The 22,119-nt window shown below is 60.8% G+C and carries 24 protein-coding genes; 15 read left to right on the top strand and 9 right to left on the bottom strand.

From position 1 onward, the window contains the following. Nucleotides 1–587: 587 nt before the first annotated feature. From pcsA to FBY04_RS31430, 3 genes are all read left to right on the top strand, one after another. Entirely contained in the window at nt 588–1,310 is a 723-nt protein-coding gene (gene pcsA / locus FBY04_RS31415; RefSeq protein WP_145319499.1) for a phosphatidylcholine synthase, read from the top strand. 6 nt (nt 1,311–1,316) lie between these two features. Beyond that, the gene (locus FBY04_RS31420) at nt 1,317–1,703 is read left to right on the top strand and encodes a DUF488 domain-containing protein (protein ID WP_145319502.1); all 387 of its coding nucleotides are present in this window, start codon (nt 1,317–1,319) and stop codon (nt 1,701–1,703) included. Between the two features lie 307 nt (nt 1,704–2,010). Beyond that, complete coding sequence (locus FBY04_RS31430; RefSeq protein ID WP_145319505.1) at nt 2,011–2,937, top strand: universal stress protein; 927 nt, start codon at nt 2,011–2,013, stop codon at nt 2,935–2,937. Nucleotides 2,938–3,088: 151 nt separating this feature from the next. Here FBY04_RS31430 and FBY04_RS31435 read toward each other — a convergent pair whose 3' ends face one another. Continuing rightward, nucleotides 3,089–3,901 carry a class I SAM-dependent methyltransferase gene (locus FBY04_RS31435; protein WP_145319508.1) on the bottom strand — a complete coding sequence of 271 codons (813 nt, stop codon included), beginning with the start codon at nt 3,899–3,901 and terminating at the stop codon, nt 3,089–3,091. Nucleotides 3,902–3,937: 36 nt separating this feature from the next. Beyond that, on the bottom strand, nt 3,938–4,207 hold the full coding sequence (locus tag FBY04_RS31440) for a DUF4242 domain-containing protein (RefSeq protein WP_017338034.1): 270 nt from the start codon (nt 4,205–4,207) through the stop codon (nt 3,938–3,940). A gap of 182 nt (nt 4,208–4,389) precedes the next feature. On the opposite strand from FBY04_RS31440, the gene FBY04_RS31445 reads away from it, so the two are divergent. Beyond that, a complete protein-coding gene (locus tag FBY04_RS31445) occupies nt 4,390–5,379 on the top strand; it encodes an AraC family transcriptional regulator (RefSeq protein ID WP_145319511.1) in 990 nt (329 codons plus the stop codon). Nucleotides 5,380–5,420: 41 nt separating this feature from the next. Next, complete coding sequence (locus tag FBY04_RS31450; RefSeq protein ID WP_145319513.1) at nt 5,421–5,879, top strand: GNAT family N-acetyltransferase; 459 nt, start codon at nt 5,421–5,423, stop codon at nt 5,877–5,879. A gap of 17 nt (nt 5,880–5,896) precedes the next feature. Here the strand turns inward: FBY04_RS31450 and FBY04_RS31455 are convergent, their stop codons facing one another. The 3 genes from FBY04_RS31455 to FBY04_RS31465 form a co-directional block, all read right to left on the bottom strand. After that, entirely contained in the window at nt 5,897–7,126 is a 1,230-nt protein-coding gene (locus FBY04_RS31455) for a cytochrome c biogenesis protein DipZ (protein ID WP_145319516.1), read from the bottom strand. A gap of 144 nt (nt 7,127–7,270) precedes the next feature. Beyond that, nucleotides 7,271–7,483 (bottom strand): hypothetical protein, encoded by a 213-nt coding sequence (locus tag FBY04_RS31460; protein WP_084322609.1) that lies wholly within the window; start codon nt 7,481–7,483, stop codon nt 7,271–7,273. Between the two features lie 48 nt (nt 7,484–7,531). After that, nucleotides 7,532–7,792: a DUF2790 domain-containing protein gene (locus FBY04_RS31465; protein WP_084322610.1), complete on the bottom strand. Its 261-nt coding sequence runs from the start codon at nt 7,790–7,792 to the stop codon at nt 7,532–7,534. Between the two features lie 306 nt (nt 7,793–8,098). On the opposite strand from FBY04_RS31465, the gene FBY04_RS31470 reads away from it, so the two are divergent. From FBY04_RS31470 to FBY04_RS31490, 5 genes are all read left to right on the top strand, one after another. Next, nucleotides 8,099–8,839, top strand: coding sequence for a response regulator (locus tag FBY04_RS31470; protein ID WP_017338028.1), 741 nt, complete (start codon nt 8,099–8,101; stop codon nt 8,837–8,839). Further along, nucleotides 8,836–10,143, top strand: coding sequence for an ATP-binding protein (locus tag FBY04_RS31475; protein WP_145319519.1), 1,308 nt, complete (start codon nt 8,836–8,838; stop codon nt 10,141–10,143). Before FBY04_RS31470 ends, FBY04_RS31475 begins: the two co-directional genes overlap by 4 nt. Nucleotides 10,144–10,241: 98 nt before the next feature. Continuing rightward, the gene (locus FBY04_RS31480) at nt 10,242–10,874 is read left to right on the top strand and encodes a CDP-alcohol phosphatidyltransferase family protein (protein WP_145319522.1); all 633 of its coding nucleotides are present in this window, start codon (nt 10,242–10,244) and stop codon (nt 10,872–10,874) included. Continuing rightward, entirely contained in the window at nt 10,861–11,460 is a 600-nt protein-coding gene (locus tag FBY04_RS31485; protein WP_084322613.1) for a 1-acyl-sn-glycerol-3-phosphate acyltransferase, read from the top strand. The genes FBY04_RS31480 and FBY04_RS31485 overlap by 14 nt, the downstream gene beginning before the upstream one ends. Next, on the top strand, nt 11,457–12,404 hold the full coding sequence (locus FBY04_RS31490) for a phosphatidate cytidylyltransferase (protein WP_084322614.1): 948 nt from the start codon (nt 11,457–11,459) through the stop codon (nt 12,402–12,404). The genes FBY04_RS31485 and FBY04_RS31490 overlap by 4 nt, the downstream gene beginning before the upstream one ends. Nucleotides 12,405–12,517: 113 nt before the next feature. Here the strand turns inward: FBY04_RS31490 and FBY04_RS31495 are convergent, their stop codons facing one another. The 3 genes from FBY04_RS31495 to FBY04_RS31505 all read right to left on the bottom strand — a co-directional run bounded on the left by FBY04_RS31495 (nt 12,518) and on the right by FBY04_RS31505 (nt 15,583). Beyond that, a complete protein-coding gene (locus tag FBY04_RS31495) occupies nt 12,518–13,273 on the bottom strand; it encodes a DUF2063 domain-containing protein (protein ID WP_145319526.1) in 756 nt (251 codons plus the stop codon). Beyond that, complete coding sequence (locus FBY04_RS31500) at nt 13,266–14,105, bottom strand: DUF692 domain-containing protein (protein ID WP_084322616.1); 840 nt, start codon at nt 14,103–14,105, stop codon at nt 13,266–13,268. Before FBY04_RS31500 ends, FBY04_RS31495 begins: the two co-directional genes overlap by 8 nt. Before the next feature lie 143 nt (nt 14,106–14,248). Beyond that, nucleotides 14,249–15,583, bottom strand: coding sequence for an acetamidase/formamidase family protein (locus FBY04_RS31505; RefSeq protein WP_145319531.1), 1,335 nt, complete (start codon nt 15,581–15,583; stop codon nt 14,249–14,251). Nucleotides 15,584–15,971: 388 nt separating this feature from the next. On the opposite strand from FBY04_RS31505, the gene FBY04_RS31510 reads away from it, so the two are divergent. Both FBY04_RS31510 and FBY04_RS31515 read left to right on the top strand, forming a co-directional pair. After that, entirely contained in the window at nt 15,972–17,018 is a 1,047-nt protein-coding gene (locus tag FBY04_RS31510; protein ID WP_084322622.1) for a class I SAM-dependent methyltransferase, read from the top strand. A gap of 146 nt (nt 17,019–17,164) precedes the next feature. Then, the gene (locus FBY04_RS31515) at nt 17,165–18,007 is read left to right on the top strand and encodes an NAD-dependent protein deacetylase (RefSeq protein WP_084322618.1); all 843 of its coding nucleotides are present in this window, start codon (nt 17,165–17,167) and stop codon (nt 18,005–18,007) included. Between the two features lie 115 nt (nt 18,008–18,122). On the opposite strand, the gene FBY04_RS31520 is transcribed toward FBY04_RS31515, so the two are convergent. After that, nucleotides 18,123–19,025 carry a LysR family transcriptional regulator gene (locus tag FBY04_RS31520; protein ID WP_084322140.1) on the bottom strand — a complete coding sequence of 301 codons (903 nt, stop codon included), beginning with the start codon at nt 19,023–19,025 and terminating at the stop codon, nt 18,123–18,125. A 235-nt stretch (nt 19,026–19,260) separates the two neighbouring features. Between FBY04_RS31520 and FBY04_RS31525 the strand changes: the two genes are divergently transcribed. Genes FBY04_RS31525 through FBY04_RS31535 form a run of 3 tightly spaced genes read left to right on the top strand, consistent with a single transcriptional unit; the run spans nt 19,261 to nt 21,854 of the window. Next, complete coding sequence (locus FBY04_RS31525; protein WP_084322138.1) at nt 19,261–19,959, top strand: CoA transferase subunit A; 699 nt, start codon at nt 19,261–19,263, stop codon at nt 19,957–19,959. A 36-nt stretch (nt 19,960–19,995) separates the two neighbouring features. Next, nucleotides 19,996–20,661, top strand: coding sequence for a CoA transferase subunit B (locus FBY04_RS31530; protein WP_057399619.1), 666 nt, complete (start codon nt 19,996–19,998; stop codon nt 20,659–20,661). Nucleotides 20,662–20,672: 11 nt separating this feature from the next. Next, nucleotides 20,673–21,854 carry an acetyl-CoA C-acetyltransferase gene (locus FBY04_RS31535; RefSeq protein ID WP_145319534.1) on the top strand — a complete coding sequence of 394 codons (1,182 nt, stop codon included), beginning with the start codon at nt 20,673–20,675 and terminating at the stop codon, nt 21,852–21,854. The last annotated feature ends 265 nt before the right edge of the window (nt 21,855–22,119 follow it).

The raw sequence follows: 22,119 nt of genomic DNA on the forward strand, positions 1-22,119 counted from the left end.
TCTGCGCAGTGGGCAACCCGGCAAGGATGCCGGGTTAGCCGCCCCCGGCCATGGATGGCCGATGGCGGCGGGCCCACGGAGCAGGACCGGAGCGAAGGCATGGCGAGCCTTAGCGAGCCACCGTACGTCAGGGGCGCAGGCGCTTGGTTACTTGGCGCTTTTCCAAGTAACCCGCTGTAAGAGCGGAACCCATAGCAGCCGTTACCGCAGGAATGGATATGTACACCCTCAAAAAACAAGCCGCCTGACACTCAGCCATCGCTAGCAAGCCAGCTCCTACAGGGGGTCCGGGTACATCCGTGGGAACAGAGGTCGTCTGTCCGGCCGCCTTCGCGCGCAGGCTCAATCCCACGGGGGTTCCGGGGACATTCCCCATCGCCAGGAATGTCAGCCCCACTCAAGAATTTCCTTACGTGAACAGCCTCTAGATTAATCCGAGGTATTTTTTGGCGTCCCAGCTAAGATTTACGGACGGTGAACCTTATTCCCGGATTTCCGGTCGATACCTGCAACCCGACCCGGTTTGCCGCCGCCCTCGATAAACGAGGGTGATGACTGGCTTGCTTCACTTTCTGGAGAACGCCCCCGTGATTTCGACTCTACACATCGCCAGGCTCAAAGCATGGGGCGCCCATGGTTTTACCGCCACAGGCGTGGTCACTGCCTTCCTCGCGACCCTCGCCCTGCTGGAAAACCAGCCCACCAACTGCCTGCTCTGGCTGGGGGTCGCCCTGATCGTCGACGGGCTGGATGGTGCATTGGCGCGCAAGGTCAATGTCCAGTCGGTGCTGCCGAGTTTCGATGGTTCGATCCTCGATCTGGTGATCGATTACCTGACGTATGTGTTCATCCCGGCGCTGTTCATCTACCGCTACATCCCATTGCCGGACTACACGCTGCTGCTGACCGTGTCACTGATCCTGGTCTCGTCGCTGTTTTGTTTTTGCAACATCAACATGAAAAGCAAGGACAACTACTTCCAGGGCTTCCCCGCCGCCTGGAACGTGGTTGCGCTGTGCCTGTACATCATTGCCCCGTCGCCGTGGATCACCCTGCTGACCGTCATCGGCCTGGCGCTGCTGACCGTGACCCGAATGAAGTTCCTGCACCCGTTCCGCGTGCGCAAGTTCATGCCGATCAACATTGCCGTGACCGCCATCTGGTTGTTGTGCAGCTTGTCGCTGGTGATCAACCACCCGGTGATCAACCCGATGGTCATGGGGCTTTGGCTGCTGATGTCGGCTTACTTCCTGGGGATCTGCATCTGGCGTACGGCGCTGGAGTGGTTTGACGGGTCGCGCCACCGGTAAGTCGCCATGCCCATTCATATCGTACGACTCGGTTCACCCCGCCTGCCCGATGAAGGCCTGCGGTTAGGCACGGTGCGCCGCCCGCCTCGCGGCGTGCCGAAAGCCGAGTTTGCCCGCCGCGATTTTTATGACGTGTGGCAACCGCTGCTATCGCCCAGTGCGGAGCTGGTTGCAGAGGCAAAAGCCGCAGAGGATGAGAAAGCCTGGGAGGCTTTTCGGCGCAAGTTCAAGGCTGAGATGAATCATCCTGCCGCCAGCCAGTTGCTCGATTTGTTGGCGGCCCTCTCCCATCAAACCTCGATGGCCGTCGGGTGCTATTGCGAGGTTGAAGCGCACTGCCATCGCTCTGTATTGCGCGAGTTGCTGCAGGCACGCGGCGCCAAAGTTGTATAGGTGGCGCTGACACCAAAGATCCCCTTGTGGGAGCGGGCTTGCTCGCGATAGCGGTGTGTCAGTCGATGTAGATGGCGACTGACACTCCGCTATCGCGAGCAAGCCCGCTCCCACATTTAATCGATGTTACCCAGCAGATTTGCGCTCAGCACGAACGTCAGCTTCCGCCCACCTGACGGACGGGACGATGATCATGGTCAATACTTGAATAATTGAATGTCTGTCGAATGACCGTGCATCGGGCGGCAATGTCCAGGCTGTTGCAAAGGGACCGTCACCTGCTCGTTCACCCCACGGGAGGTTTGTCATGTCTGAGCAATCACGTTTCATGCTGGTCGCCTCGCCCCTGATGGAGCACAGCCCCGCCTTCGACCGGGCCGCGGCGCTGGCCAAGGCCGAAGACGCGGCGCTGCACATTGTGGCGTTCGATTATCTGGAAGGCCTGGCGACCGCCAGCCTGGTCAACGAAAAAGCGCTGGAGCAAATGCGCCTGGGCTATGTCGATCGACACCGGCAATGGCTTGAGGAACAGGCCCGGCCCTTGCGCAAGATCGGCGTGAAGGTCACCACCGAAGTGACGTGGGTCGAACGTCCGCTGGAAGAAATCCTGATTCACCTCAAAGAACAGCCGATGGACGTGCTGATCAAGGCGCTGGAGCCGCATTCGATGCTCTCGAGGCTGATGTTCACGCCACTCGATGTGCATCTGCTGCGGGAATGCCCGGTGCCGCTGCATTTCGTCAGCCATGCCGTGCATGCCCTGCCGCGCAGGATTGTCGCGGCGGTCGACCCGTTTCATCGGGATGATCAGTACAAAAGCTTCAACGACCGGATCCTTTACGAAGCGTTGAAACTGGCGAGCGCCTGCAATGCCGAACTGGACGTGGTCTACGCCTACGACCTGTCATCCATCAGTGCCGACGAATTCGGCTTCGACAATGGTTCTGCGTTTTTCTCGTCGGCCAAGGCCAGAACCGTGTTCGACTACCAGGAGGAAGCCTTCCACGAACTGGTCGAACGCAACGGCATCGCACCGGAACAGCGGCACATGATCATGGGCAACCCGGCCAAGGTGCTGACCCGCTATGCCGATGCCTTCGACGTCGACGTGATTGTCATGGGCCGGATCGGCCATCGCGGCCTGGGGCGGCTGATCGGCAGCACGGTGGAGCACCTGCTGTACAAAATGCCGTGCAGTGTCTGGGTGGTATACACCGAGCGGCTGGATGAGTAATCAATCGACCAGACACTACACATCCAATGTGGGAGCGGCGGTGCGGCGATCCGACTTGCTCGCGAAGGCGGTCTTTCAGTCGACAATGATGTCGCCTGACACTCCGCCTTCGCGAGCAAGCCCGCTCCCACACTAGTATTGTGTTGCCAGTTCAACGCTTTGTAATCACCACTTCAAGGTATTCACTCGGCACCACCAGCGACTTGTCACCCGCCCGGTTCATGCGGTTTATCAGCTCGGTCAGATCCTCTTCAAGGGCCTTGGCGCCTTCCGGTGGCAGCGCCGCGAACGCCTTGTGGACCGGGCCGTACCAGGTGCGGAACGTGTCGATGAAATGCGCCGCCGAGCGATAACGAAAGTTGAAGAGCCGCCGGGTCACCTGGAGCAAAAAATCCCGCTGATCGAAGTGCGAATGCAGCCAGGCCTCGTTGCCCCAGCTCGACGGCGGTTGAGCCCCCGGCGGAGGCGGCAGGTGACGGCCCAGGGTTTTGAACATCTGGCCGACAAAGCCTTCGGGTGTCCAGTTGGCCAGGCCGATCCGGCCACCGGGGCGACAGACCCGTGCCAGTTCCGCAGCCGCTTTTGCCTGGTCCGGTGTAAACATCACCCCGAAAGTCGAAAGCACGGCATCGAAACTGCCATCCTCGAAAGGCAGCGCCTCGGCGTCGGCCACTTGAAAGGTGACTTCCAGGCGTTCCGCCCGGGCCCGGTCTTCGCCACGCTCCAGCAGTGCAGCCACATAGTCGGTGGACGTGACGTGAGCGCCGCGGCGCGCGGCCGCCAGCGTCGCATTGCCGTTACCGGCGGCGACGTCCAGCACACGTTCATCGCACAGCAGGTCGCAGGCTTCGGCCAACTGTTCGCCGACAATCTGCAAGGTGGTGCCGATCACGGCATAGTCGCCGCTGGCCCAGGAGGCCATCTGGCGGTTTTTCAGGGCAGTGAGATCAATGGGTGTACTCATTAAATCCGCTCCGTTACAGGATGGAACATCCCCGGCTTATTCTGCCGTGGTGGGATCGATGATGGATGTGACACGGGAAATGCTGTTGGCCGGAAAACCACTCTGCCTGGCGTGTTCCCTGATCAACTCTTCGCTGGGCGAGATGTACACGCAGTAGAGCTTGTCGCCGGTGACATAACTCTGCTGCCACTGCACCTCCGGCAAATCGCGCAACGCCCTGCAGGACTTTTGCGAAGCCGCTTTCAAATCCCTTTCTGACAGTGTTCCAGCGCCCGGAATCTCGCGTTCAATGACGAACTTCGGCATGGCAACCTCTCATTCTTGTTATTGATGACAGGGCTGGCTAACCCTGTGTGATCACTATCGCGCTGCTGGCCGGGTGCGTCCTGCCCGATCGTCGGCCAACCCTGTCCGATCGTCCGGAGGTTTCGCGTTGCGCCGCGACAGGCTCACAATCAAAAGCTGTCCGCCCACAGGGGAAAACCACCATGGACGCCCTGTCCCAGACCCTGCGCGTCGTCCGCCTGGTCGGCGCGATTTTCATCAACGCCAGGTTCACCGCACCCTGGTGCTACCAGTCGCCGAGCGCCGATACGGCAGCGCCGTTCCTGGAGCCCGGCGCCGAACGCGTGGTGATCTTTCACTTGATCACCGAAGGCGAGTGTTACGTCGAACTCGGCGATGATCCGCCCCTGTTTCTAAAGGCCGGCGATGTGGTGGTGTTCCCCCAGGGCGACGCCCATCGCATGGGCTCGGCGCCCGGCCTCAAACCGGCAACAGGTGCGCGGCTGGACGTGGTGCTGTCCCGGCGTCCGCGGCAGTTGAGCTATGGCGGTGGCGGTGCAGTCACGCGGCTGGTGTGCGGCTATCTGGCGTGCGACACGCGCTTGGCAGGCATGTTGCTGACCGGGTTGCCCGCCGTGGTGCGGGTCAATGTGCGGGGCTCGAATGCCGGTATGTGGCTGGAGTCGTCAGTTCGTTATGCACTGGCCGAAGCGCGCTCGCCGAGGCCCGGCGGCGAAGGGGTTCTGGCCAAACTGGCCGAGGTGCTGTTCATCGAGGTGTTGCGCCTGTACATGCACGAACAGGGCGAAGGACGCACCGGATGGCTGGCGGGCGTGGGAGACCGGATCGTCGGCGCGGCCCTCAACGCGCTGCACAAAAAACCCTGCCACGCCTGGACACTGGATGAACTGGCGCGCACCGCCGGCACCTCAAGATCGGTGTTGGCCGAACGCTTTCAACAACTGGTGGGCATTTCGCCGATGCAGTACCTGACGCAATGGCGGATGCTGCTGGCGGCCAACCTGTTACGCAGCAGTAACAGCTCTTTGTTGCGCATCGCCGAAGAGGTCGGCTACCAGACCGATACGGCCTTCAGCCGGGCGTTTCGTCGTGAGTTCGGAGCACCGCCTGCGGCGTGGCGACGAGGTCAGGTTGCTTCACGGGACAGCCTCGGGATTGCCGCTACGCCGTGAATCGGCTCTTATGTGCCTCCGACTTTTAAAAGGATTCAACCATGACTCGCCTGGACTGGCTCGCCGATCACCCGCAGCACAGCGATACCTTTGCTGCCTGGATCCATCGGCAATTTCGCTACGAATACGCGGAACAACCTCTGCTCGACTGGCAACGGGAATTTGCCGAGGGCCAGATCAACGGTGACTGGAAATGCCTGATTGCACTGGAAGGGGATCAATTGAAAGGTGGCGCCGCGCTGGCCAAGGCAGATCTGGCCCAGCGCCCCGATCTCGGCCCGTGGCTGGCCTGCGTATTCATCAGCCCCGAAGCTCGGGGAAAGGGCCTGGCGGAGCGTTTGATCGAAGGTATAGGCGAGGAAGCGAAAACCAGCGGTGTGGCGAGAATCTATCTGCACACCCAAGACAAGCACGATTACTACGCCAAACGTGGCTGGGCGGTGCTGGATCGTTTTCGCGCCTGGGATAAAGAACAATGGCTCATGGTGCGAGACCTGTGAGCCATTGATCTTTCGGTTTATGCCGCTGGCGCGGGGGCTTTGGCGTCTGCCTTGGCCTCTTCCAGCAGTTGCTGGATCATCTTCTCCTGAGTCTCGTAACGACCTTCACCGAAGTGGGTGAAACGCACCTGCCCCTTGGCATCGATCAGGTAGTGAGCGGGCCAGTACTGGTTGTCGAAGTCGCGCCAGATCGCGTAGTTGTTGTCGATGGCCACCGGGTAGGTGATGCCGAGCTTCTTCACCTGATCCTTGACGTTGCCAATGATGCGTTCGAAGCCGTATTCCGGGGTGTGGACGCCAATCACCACCAGGCCATCCTTCTCGTATTTCTTCGCCCAGTCCTTCACATAAGGCAGGGTGTGCTGGCAGTTGATGCAGTCGTAGGTCCAGAAGTCCACCAGCACCACTTTGCCTTTGAGCGAGTCGTTGGTCAGGGCGGGCGAGTTGATCCATTCGACGGCGCCGGACAACGACGGCATGGCGCCTTGGGCATTGTCCTGGGTGGTGTCGGCCTTGACCTTGCTGACCAGGTAATCCACCACTTTCGGTACGCTTTCCAACACACCTTTCTCGAGGGTGCTGACGCCTTCGGACGAAGTGCCGGCCAGCAGGGTCTTGTCGGCGCCGGTGGAAATCACCACCGCGGCGGCCAGTACCGCAAACCCGGCACCCTTACGCAGCCAACCGGTGACCGGAATCGATGCTTTCAAGCGATTGACCAGGCCGCGGCCGGCGAAAATCAAGGTGCCCAGGGACAATGCGCTGCCCAGGCCGTACGCCACCAGCAACAGACTGGTTTGTGCGTTGGCGCCTTGCAACATGGCACCGGTGAGGATCACGCCGAGGATCGGCCCGGCGCACGGAGCCCAGAGCAGACCAGTAGCGACGCCGATCATGACCGAACCCAATGGGCCGGACATTTTCCGGGTTTGCGGATCGAGGCGGTTGCCCAGCAGTACGAACGGGCGAGCCAGCCAGCCACCGACCCGTGCGGAAATCAGCGACAGGGCGAACAGACCCATCACGATCAGGGCCACGTGACGGCCGGTGTTGTTGGCTTGTACCACCCATTCGCTGCTGACTACGGCCAGGCTGGAAATCAGGGCGAAGGTCAGGACCATGCCGCCGAGGGTGAGCAGGATCGACGAGCGAGTGCGGTCAACGCCGGCGAACAGAAACGGCACGACCGGGAGGATGCAAGGGCTGAGGACGGTCAATATGCCGCCCAGGAAAGCGATGAGAAACATGAGGATCACCTAATGCATTAGAGGGTGGCAACACGCCCCTGTAGGAGCCGGCTTGCTGGCGATAGCGATCTGGCAGTCACATCGATGTTGAATGCGCTGCCGCCATCGCCAGCAAGCCGGCGCCTACAGTGGAACGGCGTGACTTCAGGCCGTCTGCTCATCCAGCAACTGGCCTTGTGGCGTGCGGCTGGAGCCGTCCTGTGCCAGGAGGGCGTTGGTGCCCTGCTCGCTCACCGGGGTCAGCTGGAAGCAGGTGCTGCTGCCGCAGGTGCTTTTTTCAACAGCGGCGTTGGCATGGGCGGCGGCGCCGGCAAGGGCGAAGGCGGCGGCGGTCAAGAAGCGGGTTACGTTTTTCATGATGTTCTTCCTGTTTCAAAGGGGATTGGCAATCGGTCAGCGAAGGACTCAGTTGTCTGAATCGCAGTCAGCAAATTTGCGGTAGTCCAGGACCTGGGTTTTGTTCTGGGAATCCAGGTACGTCAGGTGGGCGTCTACAATCCCGCAGGAATTCGAGGCGTCCTGTTTCAGCGACACCACTTTCTTGATGTCCAGGTGCGTGCCGTAGGAGTAGGTTTTCGCGGTGACGTCTGCTTCGGCACGGGCCGACAGGGTGCAGATGTTCAGGGCGGCAAACAGACAAGCGGCGTAGATGGCTTTGGTGTTCATGACGGTTTCCTCAAGGCTTCAATAAGTAGGTCGTTCAATTGAGCCGAGGCGGTTGGGTTTGCCTCGATGGAACCTATTAGAAGCCTGGGAGGTATCTCGTCTGTGTCGAAAACCGGCGCCTGTAAATCGGTACGTATCAAAGGGGCCTGCGGATACACAGCGATACAAAACCCCTGAAATCCGGCGTTTTTACGTCCGTGTGTATCCGCCGACACACCAGATACACTGCAATACAAAGGGTGGCGGGCGAATAGGCAAAGGCTCGGTAGACTGTGCGTCATCCCCCATATTCAGAGGCTTGGCCCCATGGAACACGTCGATCACATTCTCATCGTGGACGATGACCGCGAGATTCGAGAGCTGGTAGGCAACTACCTGAAGAAGAATGGCCTGCGCACCACCGTCGTCGCTGATGGCCGGCAGATGCGCGCGTTCCTGGAGTCCACACCGGTGGACCTGATCGTGCTCGACATCATGATGCCGGGCGACGATGGCCTGATGCTGTGCCGCGAGATCCGCGCAGGCAAACACAAGGCTACCCCGGTATTGATGCTCACCGCCCGCAACGATGAAACCGACCGCATCATCGGCCTGGAAATGGGCGCCGACGACTACCTGGTCAAGCCGTTCGCCGCCCGTGAACTGCTCGCGCGGATCAACGCGGTGTTGCGCCGTACGCGGATGCTGCCGCCGAACCTGGTGGTGACCGAAAGCGGACGCCTGCTGGCGTTCGGCCGTTGGCGCCTCGACACGTCGGCCCGCCATCTGCTCGATGACGACGGCACCATGGTCGCCCTCAGCGGCGCGGAATATCGGTTGCTGCGGGTGTTCCTCGATCACCCTCAGCGCGTGCTCAATCGCGACCAGTTGTTGAACCTGACCCAGGGCCGCGATGCCGATCTGTTCGACCGTTCCATCGACTTGCTGGTCAGCCGCTTGCGTCAGCGCTTGCTCGACGATGCGCGGGAACCGGCCTACATCAAGACCGTGCGCAGTGAAGGCTATGTGTTTTCCCTGCCGGTGGAAGTCCTCGGAGCGCCATCATGAAACACTCACTGCGCTGGCCTCGCACCCTCGCCTCGCGGCTGTCGCTGATCTTCCTGATCGGCCTGATTCTGGCGCAGGCGTTGTCTTTCGGTGCGCAGTACTACGAGCGTTACGAAAGCGCGAAAAACACCATGCTCGGCAATCTGGAAACCGATGTCTCGACCTCCATTGCCATCCTCGACCGCCTGCCGGCCGAAGAACGCATGAGTTGGTTGAAACAGCTGGATCGCCGCAACTACCGCTACTTGCTGAATGAAGGCTCGCCGGGTACGGCCATGAGCGATACGCCGATTGCGATGACGTCGATCAAGGACGCCATCGGCAAGGACTACCCGATGACCGTGACCGACATTCCAGGCCCGGTAAAACACTTTCAGGTGCACCTGAAACTGGCCGATGGCAGCCCGGTGACCATCGACGTGCGTCCGTCAATGGTGCCGCTGTCACCCTGGTTGCCTGTCGTCTTGCTGGGCCAATTGTTGCTGATGATTCTCTGCACCTGGCTGGCCGTGCGAATCGCCATTCGCCCCCTCACCCGCCTCGCGCAGGCAGTGGAGACCCTGGACCCCAATACCCACGCCGTGCACCTGGATGAAAAAGGCCCGACCGAAGTCGCTCATGCCGCCATGGCCTTCAACGCCATGCAGGCGCGCATCGCGGCCTATCTGAAAGAACGCATGCAACTGCTGGCGGCGATTTCCCACGACCTGCAAACCCCGATCACCCGCATGAAACTGCGCGCCGAGCTCATGGACGACTGCAGCGAAAAAGACAAACTGTGGAACGACCTCGGCGAAATGGAGCACTTGGTCCGTGAAGGCGTGGCCTATGCCCGCAGCGTCCATGGCTCCACCGAAGAGAGCCGCCGCACTGATCTGGATTCGTTCCTCGACAGCCTGGTGTTCGACTATCAGGACGTGGGCAAAGACGTGCAGCTCAGTGGAAAAAGTGAAACCGTCATTGATATCCGGCCGCACGCATTACGACGCGTGCTGGTGAACCTGACGGACAACGCGCTCAAATTCGCCGGCGCGGCGGAGTTGCGAGTGGAATCGAAGCCTGGCAGCAGTTTGTCGGTAAAAGTGATGGACCGCGGCCCCGGGATTGCAGAAGAAGAACTGGCCCACGTGATGGAACCGTTCTACCGCGTGGAGAATTCACGTAACCGCAGCACCGGCGGAACCGGCCTGGGCCTGGCGATTGCCCAGCAACTGGCGCTGGCCCTTGGCGGCTCGTTGACATTGAGCAACCGTGAAGGCGGGGGTTTGTGCGCGGAGTTGAAGCTGCCAACCCGACCTTTGTAGGAGCGCCGCCCGCAGCAAGCCGACTCCTACAAAGTTTGCGTCGTCGGCAAAATCTCGGTACACAGGTCCCGCCACTCATCTTTATATGGACATTGCTAATGGATGAAAACAGAAGACCCATCAAGACGCGTTCTGCGGGGTGGGCCAGACGCATCACCGATATGTTGGTGAAAAGGGACCTCTCCCCCAATCAGATCTCCGTGGCCAGTATCGCCTTCGCACTCGTTGGCATCGTGGCCCTCAACATCGATAACGGCATTGTCGGCTCGATCCTCTGCGCGATCGGCATTCAGTTGCGCCTGTTGTGCAACCTCTTCGACGGGATGGTCGCGATCGAAGGCGGCAAAAAATCCGACATTGGCAGCCTCTACAACGAATTCCCCGACCGGATTGCCGACAGCCTGCTGATTGTCGGGCTCGGGTATGCCATCGGCTATTCGGACCTTGGCTGGTTTGCGGCACTGGCCGCAGCATTGACGGCGTATGTCAGGGTGTTTGGCGGCTCGATCGGTCTCAAGCAAAGCTTCATCGGCCCGATGGCCAAGCAGCACCGGATGGCAGTCATGACGGCCGGGCTGCTGCTGAACGCCGTCGAAGCGGGCGTTTATGGCAGTCATTACGTACTGCTGATTGCGCTGGTCATCATCGCCATCGGCTCCGCCGCGACCTGCGTCACGCGAACGCTGGACATTTCCAAGCAGCTCAAAGGTGCCGCCCATGTGGATCAGTAATGCGTTGATTTCGGTGCTTCGCTTCCTCATTGGCGTCACGGCGAGGTGGGAAAGCCCACCGGATCTTTCGCGTCAGCGCATCTATTTCGCCAATCACACTAGCCATATGGACACCCTGGCAATCATCGCAGCCCTGCCACCGGAAGCCCGAGTGAACGTGAAACCGGTTGCGGCCGCTGACTACTGGGGAAAGAACAAATTTCTGTCATACATCTCGCAGAAAGGCCTGAATGCGGTGCTGATCGATCGCAACCCCGCGCCTGGCGTCAACGTACTGGAGCCGATTTTCGACGTGGTGCGCGCCGGCCATTCGATCATCATCTTTCCGGAAGGCACGCGCGGCAGCGAGGCGTTGCCCGGTCCTTTCAAATCCGGCCTGTTCCGCTTGGCCGAGACATTCCCTGAGGTTGACCTGGTGCCTATCTACCTGGAAAACCTGCATCGCTCCATGCCAAAAGGCAAACACGTCCCGCTGCCCATCATCTGCACGATCCGTATCGGCGATCCGCTGCAACGGATCAGCGGCGAGGAAAAACAGGTGTTTCTGGATCGGGCGCGTGACGCGATTGTGAGGTTGTCTGAATGAATCTTGATGAAAAGTTTTTGTGGTTCTTCGGCGCCATTGCCGCCCTGTTGGCGATCGCTTCGATCATCGGCCGGATACTCGCCAAGCGGGCGACGACAGAGGGCTCGATCTCGACCATCGAAAACCTCAACCAGCGCGTAAATGCCTGGTGGGGGATGGTGATCATTTTCTTCGTGTCCTACCTGCTGGGCGGGAACGCGACGGTCATTCTGTTCGGCTTCATTTCCCTGTTCGCGCTCCGGGAATTCATCACCCTGACACCGACCCGGCTTGGCGACCATAACGCGCTGTTTTCGGCGTTTTTCATTCTGATTCCCCTGCAATACATACTGATCGGCACCCACTGGTATTCGCTGTTCACGCTGTTGATACCGGTGTACGCCTTCCTGCTGTTGCCGGCGATTGCGGTGCTGAGCCAGGACACCGACGCCTTCCTGGAACGGGCGGCCAAAATTCAGTGGGGCGTGATGATTTGCGTCTACTGCATCAGCCACGCGCCGGCACTGTTACTGCTGGATCTGGAAGGCTTCCAGGGCCAGAACGCGCTGCTGCTGTTCTATCTGGTGTTCGTCGTGCAGCTGAGTGACGTGTTGCAGTACGTGTTCGGGAAGCTCTTCGGCAAGCACAAGGTTGCGCCGCTGGTCAGCCCGTCGAAAACCGTGGAGGGCCTGGTGGGTGGCGGCTTGTCTGCCACGCTGATTGGCGGCTGCATGTTCTGGATGACGCCGTTCAGTTTCTGGCAGTCGCTGATGATGTCGTTTGTCATCGTGGTGATGGGCTTCCTGGGCGGGCTGGTGATGTCGGCAATCAAGCGCAGCCTCAGCGCCAAGGACTGGGGCACCATGATCAAGGGCCACGGCGGCATGCTCGACCGGATGGACTCGATCTGCTTTGCGGCGCCGATCTTCTTTCACCTGACGCGGTATTTCTTTTCCGCCCAATAAATAGCGCATCCCCCTGTAGGAGCCGGCTTGCTGGCGATTGCATCACCGAGGTGAAGCTGTCACACCGCGGTGCTCGCCTCGCCAGCAAGCCGGCTCCTACAGGATGTGCGGTGTTATTGCGATCCAACCACCCCTTCCCCCTGCATCTGCCGCAACAACGCCGCCCCGCTGTCGATGAAATCCTGCGACCCGGCTGTTCCCGCCTCAACCGCCAACCCCTCCAGCTGCTCGCGCCCGTTCAGCTCGGGAAACTCTCCAATGCGCTGCAACAACCGCCACGCCAACGGGCTCAATTCGGAAAACTTCACACTCCAGTCTTCAACCCGACGCACCAGCAGCAACGTCGGCTGGGCCGGTACAGCGTCCGGTCGATAATCCGGTCCGACCAAGTGCACCGGCCAGGCATACGCCAACGGCCAGGCCAGCGGCGAAACCTGCAACGGTCGATCCAGCAGCGCCCCGGCATCGCTCGCCGGCAACGGCTCGACCTCGGATTGCTGCAACGCCATCTCGACCCACTCGTAATGCGCCAGTTCCACCATGAAGGGCGGCCATGGTCCGTCGTTCAACGCCGGCGGTTGTGCGGCGAGAAACTCGACGAATTCCTGGGCGATCTCACCGAATTTCGGCGTGTGCGCGCGGTAGTCCCGCAGGAAAATCCGCACCAGCGAACGCCAGTGCTCATTACCCAGAATCTTGATCAGCACCGGAAAAGTGCCGCTGAGCAACATCGACAGGTTGTTGAAAATCAGCTCGCGGTAAACCTGTGCCCGAGCCACATCCATCCCGGCCGGCGGCGCGCAGTGCTCGGGGTCGCGCAGGTAAAGACCGAGGGTGTTCTGCTGTTGAAACAGGGTTGGTTTATCCACGGTTCACCCCCTCGGTCTGCAAGCGGCGGATGGTCTGCAATTCGGCGACCAGTTCAGAGAACGCAGGGAAATTGAAATCCCGCTCGAGCAGCGTCGGTTGCGCGCCGAACCGGGCATAGGCCTCGGCCAGCAACGACCAGACCACCGGTTTCACCGAGGCACCATGAGTGTCGATTTTCAAGGTGTCGGATTCATCGAAATGCCCGGCTACGTGCATCGCCACCACTCGGCCGGAATCGATGCCCGCCAGAAAAGCCTGCGGATCGAAACCGTGGTTGATCGAGTTGACGTACACATTGTTGACGTCCAGCAACAGGTCGCAATCAGCTTCGCGCAGCACGGCATTGGTGAACGTCAACTCGTCCATGTCCTGCTGTGGCGCCGCGTAATAAGAGACGTTTTCCACCGCCAGACGCCGGCCGAGGATGTCCTGGGACTGACGAATGCGTGCGGCGACGTGCTGCACCGCTTCTTCGGTAAAGGGCAACGGCAACAGGTCGTAAAGGTGACCGTCATCGCTGCAGTAGCTCAGGTGCTCGCTGTACAGCGGCACGTTGTATTGATCGAGAAAACCCCGGACTTCCTGTAAAAACCCGACGTCCAGCGGCGCCGGCCCGCCCAGTGACAGCGACAGACCGTGACAGGACAACGGATACCGTTCGGCCAGGGCGCGCAACGCCGCGCCATGGGCGCCGCCGATGCCGATCCAGTTCTCCGGCGCGACTTCCAGGAAATCGAAATCGCCCATCGGGGCAGCCTGGAGGTCCTTCATTAAACCGCGACGCAGGCCAAGTCCGACGGTCGCTTTCGCTGAGGTGATGGGGGTCTGCATGATGTCGATCTCAAGGGTGTCAGAACGTATTCACAGTTAACCGAAGCGGTGTATCGGGCCTGTGTTCCGTTCCGGCAGAAAATCGCAACGGTTGTATCGCCGGCGGGTCTGTACACACTTCGGTACAGACCCTGCGGCGGGCGTTACGCCAGGTCGTATTTCTCGCGCACCAGATGGCCGATGCCGAGGCGATCCAGCACGTTCATCGGGCACAGGAACGTCACGCGCACGGTGCCCGGCAAGCGGCTGATGTCGATGGAGCCGGTGATGGTCGCGCGGTTGAGCACTTCGTCGTACGGCAGGCCAGTGACCGAGGCGGCGCGTTTCAAGCCGTTCTCCACCGCTACGTTGAGGTTTTCGCCACTGCCGATGAAGGTGATCGGGCCGCTCTCTTCGATTTCATGCTGCCCCCAGCGCTCGCCCAGTTCGCGGACTTTCTGCCGCTGCAGGGCATTCATTGGTCGGGCCATCGGCGGCAGATCGTCGAGGTTTTGCAGGAGGATCGGGCCTTCCAGGGTCAGGTTCTTGATCACTTCGACCTGCACTTCGGTTTCCCCGGAGCAGTCGGTGGCGTGCCCGGCAATTTCGCCGTTGCCCTGCTGGGCGTGCATGTCGCCCATGTAGACACCGGCGCCGGGGACTTTCACCGGGCAGATCAGCACGCAGCCTTCGCGGATCGAGTTGGTGTCCATGTGACCGTCAGTCTTGGCCGCGTGCAGTTCTTCGCGGGTCATGCCGAAACGGTGCGGCGCGCCGATCAGGTACTGACCGAAATCGGCGCAGTTGTGCGAGTCCGGCAAATCACGGGACGGCGTGGTGCCGATGTTGCCGAGGAACGGTCGCATGTGCGCGGCGACGCCGGGAATGTCGGCGCGGGCCAGGGACAGGATCGAATGCTGGGCGGCGAGTTCCGGCAGCGCCGACATCTCGCACGCATTGCCGGCCAGTTGATTGGCGATGTCCTGATTGACGGTCAGGCTGACCTGGTTCTGCGCATCGAACACGATCACGTAACCATGGCTGAAACGGAACGCGCTGACTTCTGCGCCACAGTTGTTGCAGCGAATCGAATCCTCGCCAATGCCCTCAACGTAGCTGGCCGGGTGTTCGGTGCCGCATTTGCTGCAGAATTTAGAAACGAACGGGTCGCCGTTGTATCGGCCTTCGACAAAACTCATCACGCCGGACGAGGTGGCCAACGAAGTGACGCGCATGCTTTTGATCTTGATCGCCACGGCATCGCCTATTTCGGCGCCGGCGATGGCCACCGGTTGGGTGACTTCATGGCCGCCCTCGAAGGCCGGCGTAATCATCGGCCCCCAACAGCCCGGCGGCGTGCCGGTGATCAGGGTGCCGCCATCGGCCAATGGGCCGAGCATCGGCTGGCTCGGGCCGATGAGGCCGTTGGTGTATTGGTCGACGCGCAGACGATTGATGGGTGTGGTTTTCAGGTCGGTTTCAGGCAGAAGCGTGGTCATTGTTGTCCCCTTCACGGTGTATAGGGTGCCAAACGGCCTACGCAGTTCATCGCAGGTTTGTATCTGGGCTGTGTTCGGCGGTGGCCCGGTATTGAGGGGAAATGTATCAATCAGGAGTCGGGATACATTGGGATACATGCGACGTTCGCGGTCACCGCTGAACCCTGTGGGCGCGAGCAAGCCCGCTCCCACAGGGTTCAGTGTGAAATCAGACATTGCAGTCACAGGCGCTTTCGTCGCTCCAGACGGCGGCGCATGTTCCGCGAACTAAACTTAGTGCACTCAGGACGCGGTTATTGTCCTGTTCATTCCCACGATCACCGCCCAGAACCGAATGCCTCGAAAAACAATGCCTCTGGACCGTGATCCTGCTGAAGGAGCACACATGATGGACGAGGCCAGACTCAACGATTTCATGGGCAAACTGGTGAACGACATGGGCGGCGCGGCCATGCTCGCCAACGTCATACTCGGCGAAGAACTCGGGCTGTACCGGGCCATGGCCGACAGTCAGCCAATCACCCCCGAAGCACTCGCCGACAAGACCGGCTGCAACCCCCGTCTGCTGCGTGAATGGCTCAGCGCCCACGCCGCTTCCGGCTATATGGAACACACCGACGGCCAGTTTCGTTTGCCGGAAGAACAAGCCCTGGCCCTGGCGATCGAAGACTCACCGGTCTACGTGGCTGGTGGTGTCGGGGTGGTCGCGTCGTTTTTCCATGACAAGGACAAACTGGTCAACGCCATGCGCGGCAACGGCGCCCTGGCCTGGGGCGATCACCATCCATGCATGTTCAGCGGCACAGAGCGATTCTTCCGTCCCGGCTATAAAGCGCACCTGGTCGCCGAGTGGTTACCGGCCCTCGAAGGCGTCGTCGCCAAACTGGAGGCTGGTGCCAAGGTCGCCGACATCGGCTGCGGCCATGGCGCATCGACGGTGATCATGGCCAAGGCGTTTCCAAATTCGCGGTTCGTCGGCTTCGACTACCACGCCCCGTCCGTCACCGTCGCCACCCAGCGCGCTGAAGAAGGCGGCGTGACCGGCCGGGCGCGGTTCTTCCAGGGCACGGCAAAAAGCTATCCGGGTGATGACTACGATCTGATCTGCTATTTCGACTGCCTGCACGACATGGGCGATCCGGTGGGCGCGGCCAGGCACGCTTATGATTCACTGAAACCGGACGGCACGGTGCTGCTGGTGGAACCGTTCGCCAATGACAAGCTCGACGACAACGTCACCCCGGTTGGCCGGCTGTTCTACGCGGCCTCGACCTTTATCTGCACGCCGAACTCCCTGTCCCAGGAAGTCGGTCTCGGGCTCGGTGCCCAGGCGGGTGAGGCGCGGCTGCGTAAAGTGTTTACCGAGGCAGGATTCAAGACGTTCCGTCGAGCCACGGAAACGCCGTTCAACCTGATTCTGGAAGCGCGCAAGTAAACATCCCACCTGTAGGAGCCTGCTTGCTGGCGATTGCATCACCGCGGTGTGGCTGTTTCACCTCGGTGATGCAATCGCCAGCAAGCAGGCTCCTACAGGGTTCAGTGCTACCCTGCAAACACCCCAGGCCCACCGGAGTGTTGAACATGCTCGACAGCCGCACCCGCGAACAACTCGACCGGCTCCAGCAGCTCATGGCCGACCAACCGTTTGTGGTCCTGACCGGTGCCGGCATCAGCACCCCGTCGGGCATTCCGGACTACCGCGACAATCAGGGCGTACGGCGTGGCCGGCAGCCGATGATGTACCAGGAGTTTCTCCGTGCACCGGAATCCCGCCGCCGTTATTGGGCGCGGGCGATGCTCGGCTGGCCGCGGGTGCGCCTGGCACAACCGAATGTGGCGCACGAGGCGTTGGCCAGTCTGCAAAGCACCCGGCGGATCGGCGGATTGATTACCCAGAACGTCGACACCTTGCACGACCAGGCCGGCAGTCACGACGTGATCGAACTGCATGGCAGCCTGCACCGGGTGTTGTGCCTGGACTGCGGACAACGCAGCGAACGCGATTCGATCCAGCAGTTGATGGAAGCGCAGAACCCTTACTTGGCCGGTGTCGACGCGGTACAGGCGCCGGATGGCGATACCTTGCTCGATTCGGCGTTCGAGGCGCGGTTCCAGGTGCCGCAATGCCCGCATTGCGCGGGTGAACGGATGAAACCGGATGTGGTGTTTTTTGGTGAGAACGTGGCGCAGGTGACGGCGGCCAAGGCGATGGCGGCGGTCGAGAAAGCCGCGGGGTTGCTGGTGGTCGGATCGTCGTTGATGGCGTATTCGGCGTTCCGGTTGTGCCGGGCGGTGGCGGATCAGGGGAAGCCGCTGATCGCGATCAATCTGGGGAAGACGCGGGCGGATGATCTGCTGGACCTGAAGATTGAAGCCTCCTGCGAAAAGCTGTTGCCGCTGCTGGCACAGCGCCTCTCTTCCTGACCCCACTCCCCCTGTGGGAGCGGGCTTGCTCGCGATGAGGGCGGCACTTCCATAATATTTATCGACTGACACACCGCCATCGCGAGCAAGCCCGCTCCCACATTCGATCTGTGTTTTACCGTCCAGACAGGCGCTGGCCCAGGTTTTCTTCCTTGAGAATATCGAACAACGCCTGCGCCGCCGCCGACAATTCCACCCCCGGTTGGGTCAACACGCCAATCGCCCTTTCCACTACCGGGTCGCGTAACGTGATGCACCGCGCGCCCAGCTCGCGCATCTGCTCGGCGCACAGCGCCGGCACCGCGCTCACCCCCAAACCGCTGGCAACCATCCTTCCGACCGTCGCCAGCTGGTGACTCTCGAACTCCACCGGCAACTTCATCCCTCGCGCCTGCAAGTGCTCTTCCAGCATCACCCGCACCGTCGACGGTCGCTGCAAGGTAATGAACGGTTCTTCAAGCAACGTCTGCCAGTCGATATCGTCCAGTTCGGCAAACGCGGAATCAAACGGCACCACCGCAACAAAACGGTCGATGTACAGCGGCGTGAACGCCAGCGAGGAGCTTTGCGTCGGCTCGAACGCCACCCCGAGCTCGACCTGCCGGTCACGCACCATTTCCAGCACCTGTTCGTTGATCACGTCATTCACCGTGACGTTGACCTTCGGGTAGCGCGCGCGAAACGTCTTGAGGATTGGCGGCAGCAGGTTGCCGGCAAACGACGGCATCGCCGCCAGCGTCACCCGCCCGCGCTGCAGTGTAAAACGCTGGCGCAGTTCGTCCTCGGCATTGTCCCAGTCGGCGATCAAGCGACGGGCCAGCGGCACCAACGCCTCACCTTCAGCCGTCAGCGCCACATTGCGCGTGTTGCGCGTAAACAGCCGCCCGCCCAGGCCTTCCTCCAGCGCCTTGATGGTCAGGCTCAGCGCCGATTGCGACAGGTGCAACCGCTCGCAGGCCACGGCAAAGCTCAGACTCTGGGCCACGGCCAAGAACGCGCGGATCTGCTTAACGGTCATCTGCGGTATCTCCGAGGTATTGTAGGAGCTGCCGAAGGCTGCGATCTTTTGATCTTTGTCTGGCGATGCTGAATTCGCTGAACATCAAAACATCGCAGCCTTCGGCAGCGCCGACAGATTGGTGAGTTTTATCTATCAATCAACCTTAAAAATCAACTTAACAAATGAATTCTCTGGCGAGACACTCCTTCCCATACGGCTAGCCAGCCGCCCACAAAGAATAAAAGAGGTGCATATGGCAGGTTTCGACAAGCGCGTGAGTTCCTACGAGGAAGCTCTGGCAGGTCTTGAAGACGGCATGACCGTGATCGCGGGCGGCTTTGGCCTCTGCGGCATCCCGGAAAACCTGATCGCCGAGATCAAGCGCAAAGGCACCCGTGACCTCACTGTGGTTTCCAACAACTGCGGTGTCGACGGTTTCGGTCTCGGTGTTTTGCTGGTAGACCGGCAGATCCGCAAAGTAGTGGCCTCCTACGTCGGTGAGAACAAACTGTTCGAAGACCAACTGCTCAAAGGCGAAATCGAAGTCGTCCTGACCCCTCAAGGCACCCTCGCCGAAAAAATGCGCGCAGGCGGCGCCGGCATCCCGGCCTTCTTCACCGCCACCGGCGTGGGCACGCCGGTCGCCGAAGGCAAGGAAGTGCGCGAATTCCATGGCCGCAAGTACTTGATGGAAGAATCCATCACCGGTGACTTCGCCATCGTCAAAGGCTGGAAAGCCGACCATTTCGGCAACGTCATCTATCGCCACACCGCTCAGAACTTCAACCCGCTGGCCGCCACCGCCGGCAAGATCACCGTGGTCGAAGTCGAAGAAATCGTCGAACCCGGCGAGCTGGAGCCGTCGCAGATCCATACCCCTGGCATCTACGTCGACCGGGTCATTTGCGGCACGTTCGAGAAGCGCATCGAACAGCGCACCGTGCGTAAGTGATCCCCTGCCCCCGGACCGAATGAAGGAATAACAACAATGGCACTTTCCCGCGAACAAATGGCTCAACGCGTCGCCCGCGAAATGCAGGACGGCTTCTACGTGAACCTGGGCATCGGCATTCCGACCCTGGTCGCCAACTACATCCCTGAAGGCATGGAAGTCATGCTGCAGTCGGAAAACGGCCTGCTCGGCATGGGTCCCTTCCCTACTGAAGAAACCATCGATGCCGACATGATCAACGCCGGCAAACAAACCGTGACCGCGCGGATCGGCGCTTCGATCTTTTCCTCGGCCGAGTCCTTCGCGATGATTCGCGGTGGTCATGTCGACCTGACCGTGCTGGGCGCCTTTGAAGTGGACGTGCAAGGCAACATCGCCTCGTGGATGATCCCCGGCAAGCTGGTCAAAGGTATGGGCGGCGCCATGGACCTGGTGGCCGGCGCAGACAACATCATCGTCATCATGACCCACGCGTCCAAGGACGGTGAGTCCAAGCTCCTGTCCCAATGCAGCCTGCCGCTGACCGGCGCCGGTTGCATCAAGCGCGTACTGACCGACCTGGCTTATCTTGAAATCGAAAACGGCGCGTTCATTCTCAAAGAACGTGCGCCAGGCGTCAGCGTCGAAGAGATCGTCGCCAAAACCGCCGGTAAATTGATCGTGCCGGACCACGTTCCGGAAATGCAGTTCGCTGCCCAGTGAGGAATCATCCCATGCAAGAAGTCGTCATTGTCGCCGCCACCCGTACCGCCATCGGCAGTTTCCAGGGCTCGCTGGCCAATGTGTCCGCCGTTGACCTCGGCGCCGCGGTGATCCGTCAGTTGCTGGCGCAAACCGGTCTGGACCCGGCGCAGGTTGATGAAGTCATCATGGGCCAGGTGTTGACCGCCGGTGCCGGGCAAAACCCCGCGCGTCAGGCGTCGATCAAGGCCGGCCTGCCTTTCGCCGTACCCGCCATGACCCTGAACAAGGTGTGCGGTTCGGGCCTGAAAGCCTTGCATCTCGCCACCCAGGCGATTCGCTGCGGCGACGCCGACGTGATCATCGCTGGCGGCCAGGAAAACATGAGCCTGTCCAACTACGTGATGCCGGGCGCACGCACCGGTCTGCGCATGGGTCACGCGCAAATCGTCGACACCATGATCAGCGACGGCCTGTGGGATGCGTTCAACGATTACCACATGGGCATCACCGCCGAGAACCTGGCTGAAAAATACAACCTGACCCGCGAGCAACAGGACGCCTTCGCGGCGGCCTCGCAGCAGAAAGCCACGGCCGCCATCGAAGCCGGGCGCTTTGCCGACGAGATCACGCCGATCCTGATTCCGCAGCGCAAAGGCGATCCGCTGTCCTTCGCCACTGACGAGCAGCCACGCGCCGGCACCACCGCCGAATCCCTGGGAAAACTGAAAGCCGCCTTCAAGAAGGACGGTTCGGTGACCGCCGGCAACGCTTCGTCCCTGAACGATGGCGCCGCCGCCGTAATCCTGATGAGCACGGAAAAAGCCAAGGCGCTGGGCTTGCCAGTGCTGGCGAAAATCGCCGCTTACGCCAACGCGGGCGTGGACCCGGCGATCATGGGCATCGGCCCGGTCTCCGCCACTCGCCGTTGCCTGGACAAGGCTGGCTGGTCCATCGACCAACTGGACCTGATCGAAGCCAACGAAGCCTTCGCCGCGCAATCTTTGGCAGTGGCCAAGGACCTGGAATGGGACTTGAACAAGGTCAACGTCAACGGCGGTGCCATTGCATTGGGCCACCCGATCGGCGCGTCGGGTTGCCGGGTGCTGGTGACCCTGCTGCACGAAATGATCAAGCGTGACGCCAAGAAAGGCCTCGCCACCCTGTGCATCGGTGGCGGTCAGGGCGTGGCGTTGGCGCTCGAACGAGCATAAAGCGTTCAACAGACGGCGCGGGGACCCACGAAGATCCGCTGCCGTCTGGCAACACCCCCGGTGTGACTCACATCACACCGGGCTCCGGCGAAACCCTGTAGGAGCGAGCTTGCTCGCGAAAAACGTCAGGGCAACGCGTTCATTCAGACGGCTTGCGTTATCGTTGACGTCCATCGCGAGCAAGCCCGCTTGTGTCTAGATCTAGGAATAAGCTCTGGGGTGAGAGGGGTGGATGGCAAGCTGTGAGTCCGCGGTGCTTGAAGCA

This window comes from Pseudomonas sp. SJZ080 (genome assembly GCF_007828295.1).
Lineage (GTDB): Bacteria > Pseudomonadota > Gammaproteobacteria > Pseudomonadales > Pseudomonadaceae > Aquipseudomonas > Aquipseudomonas migulae_A.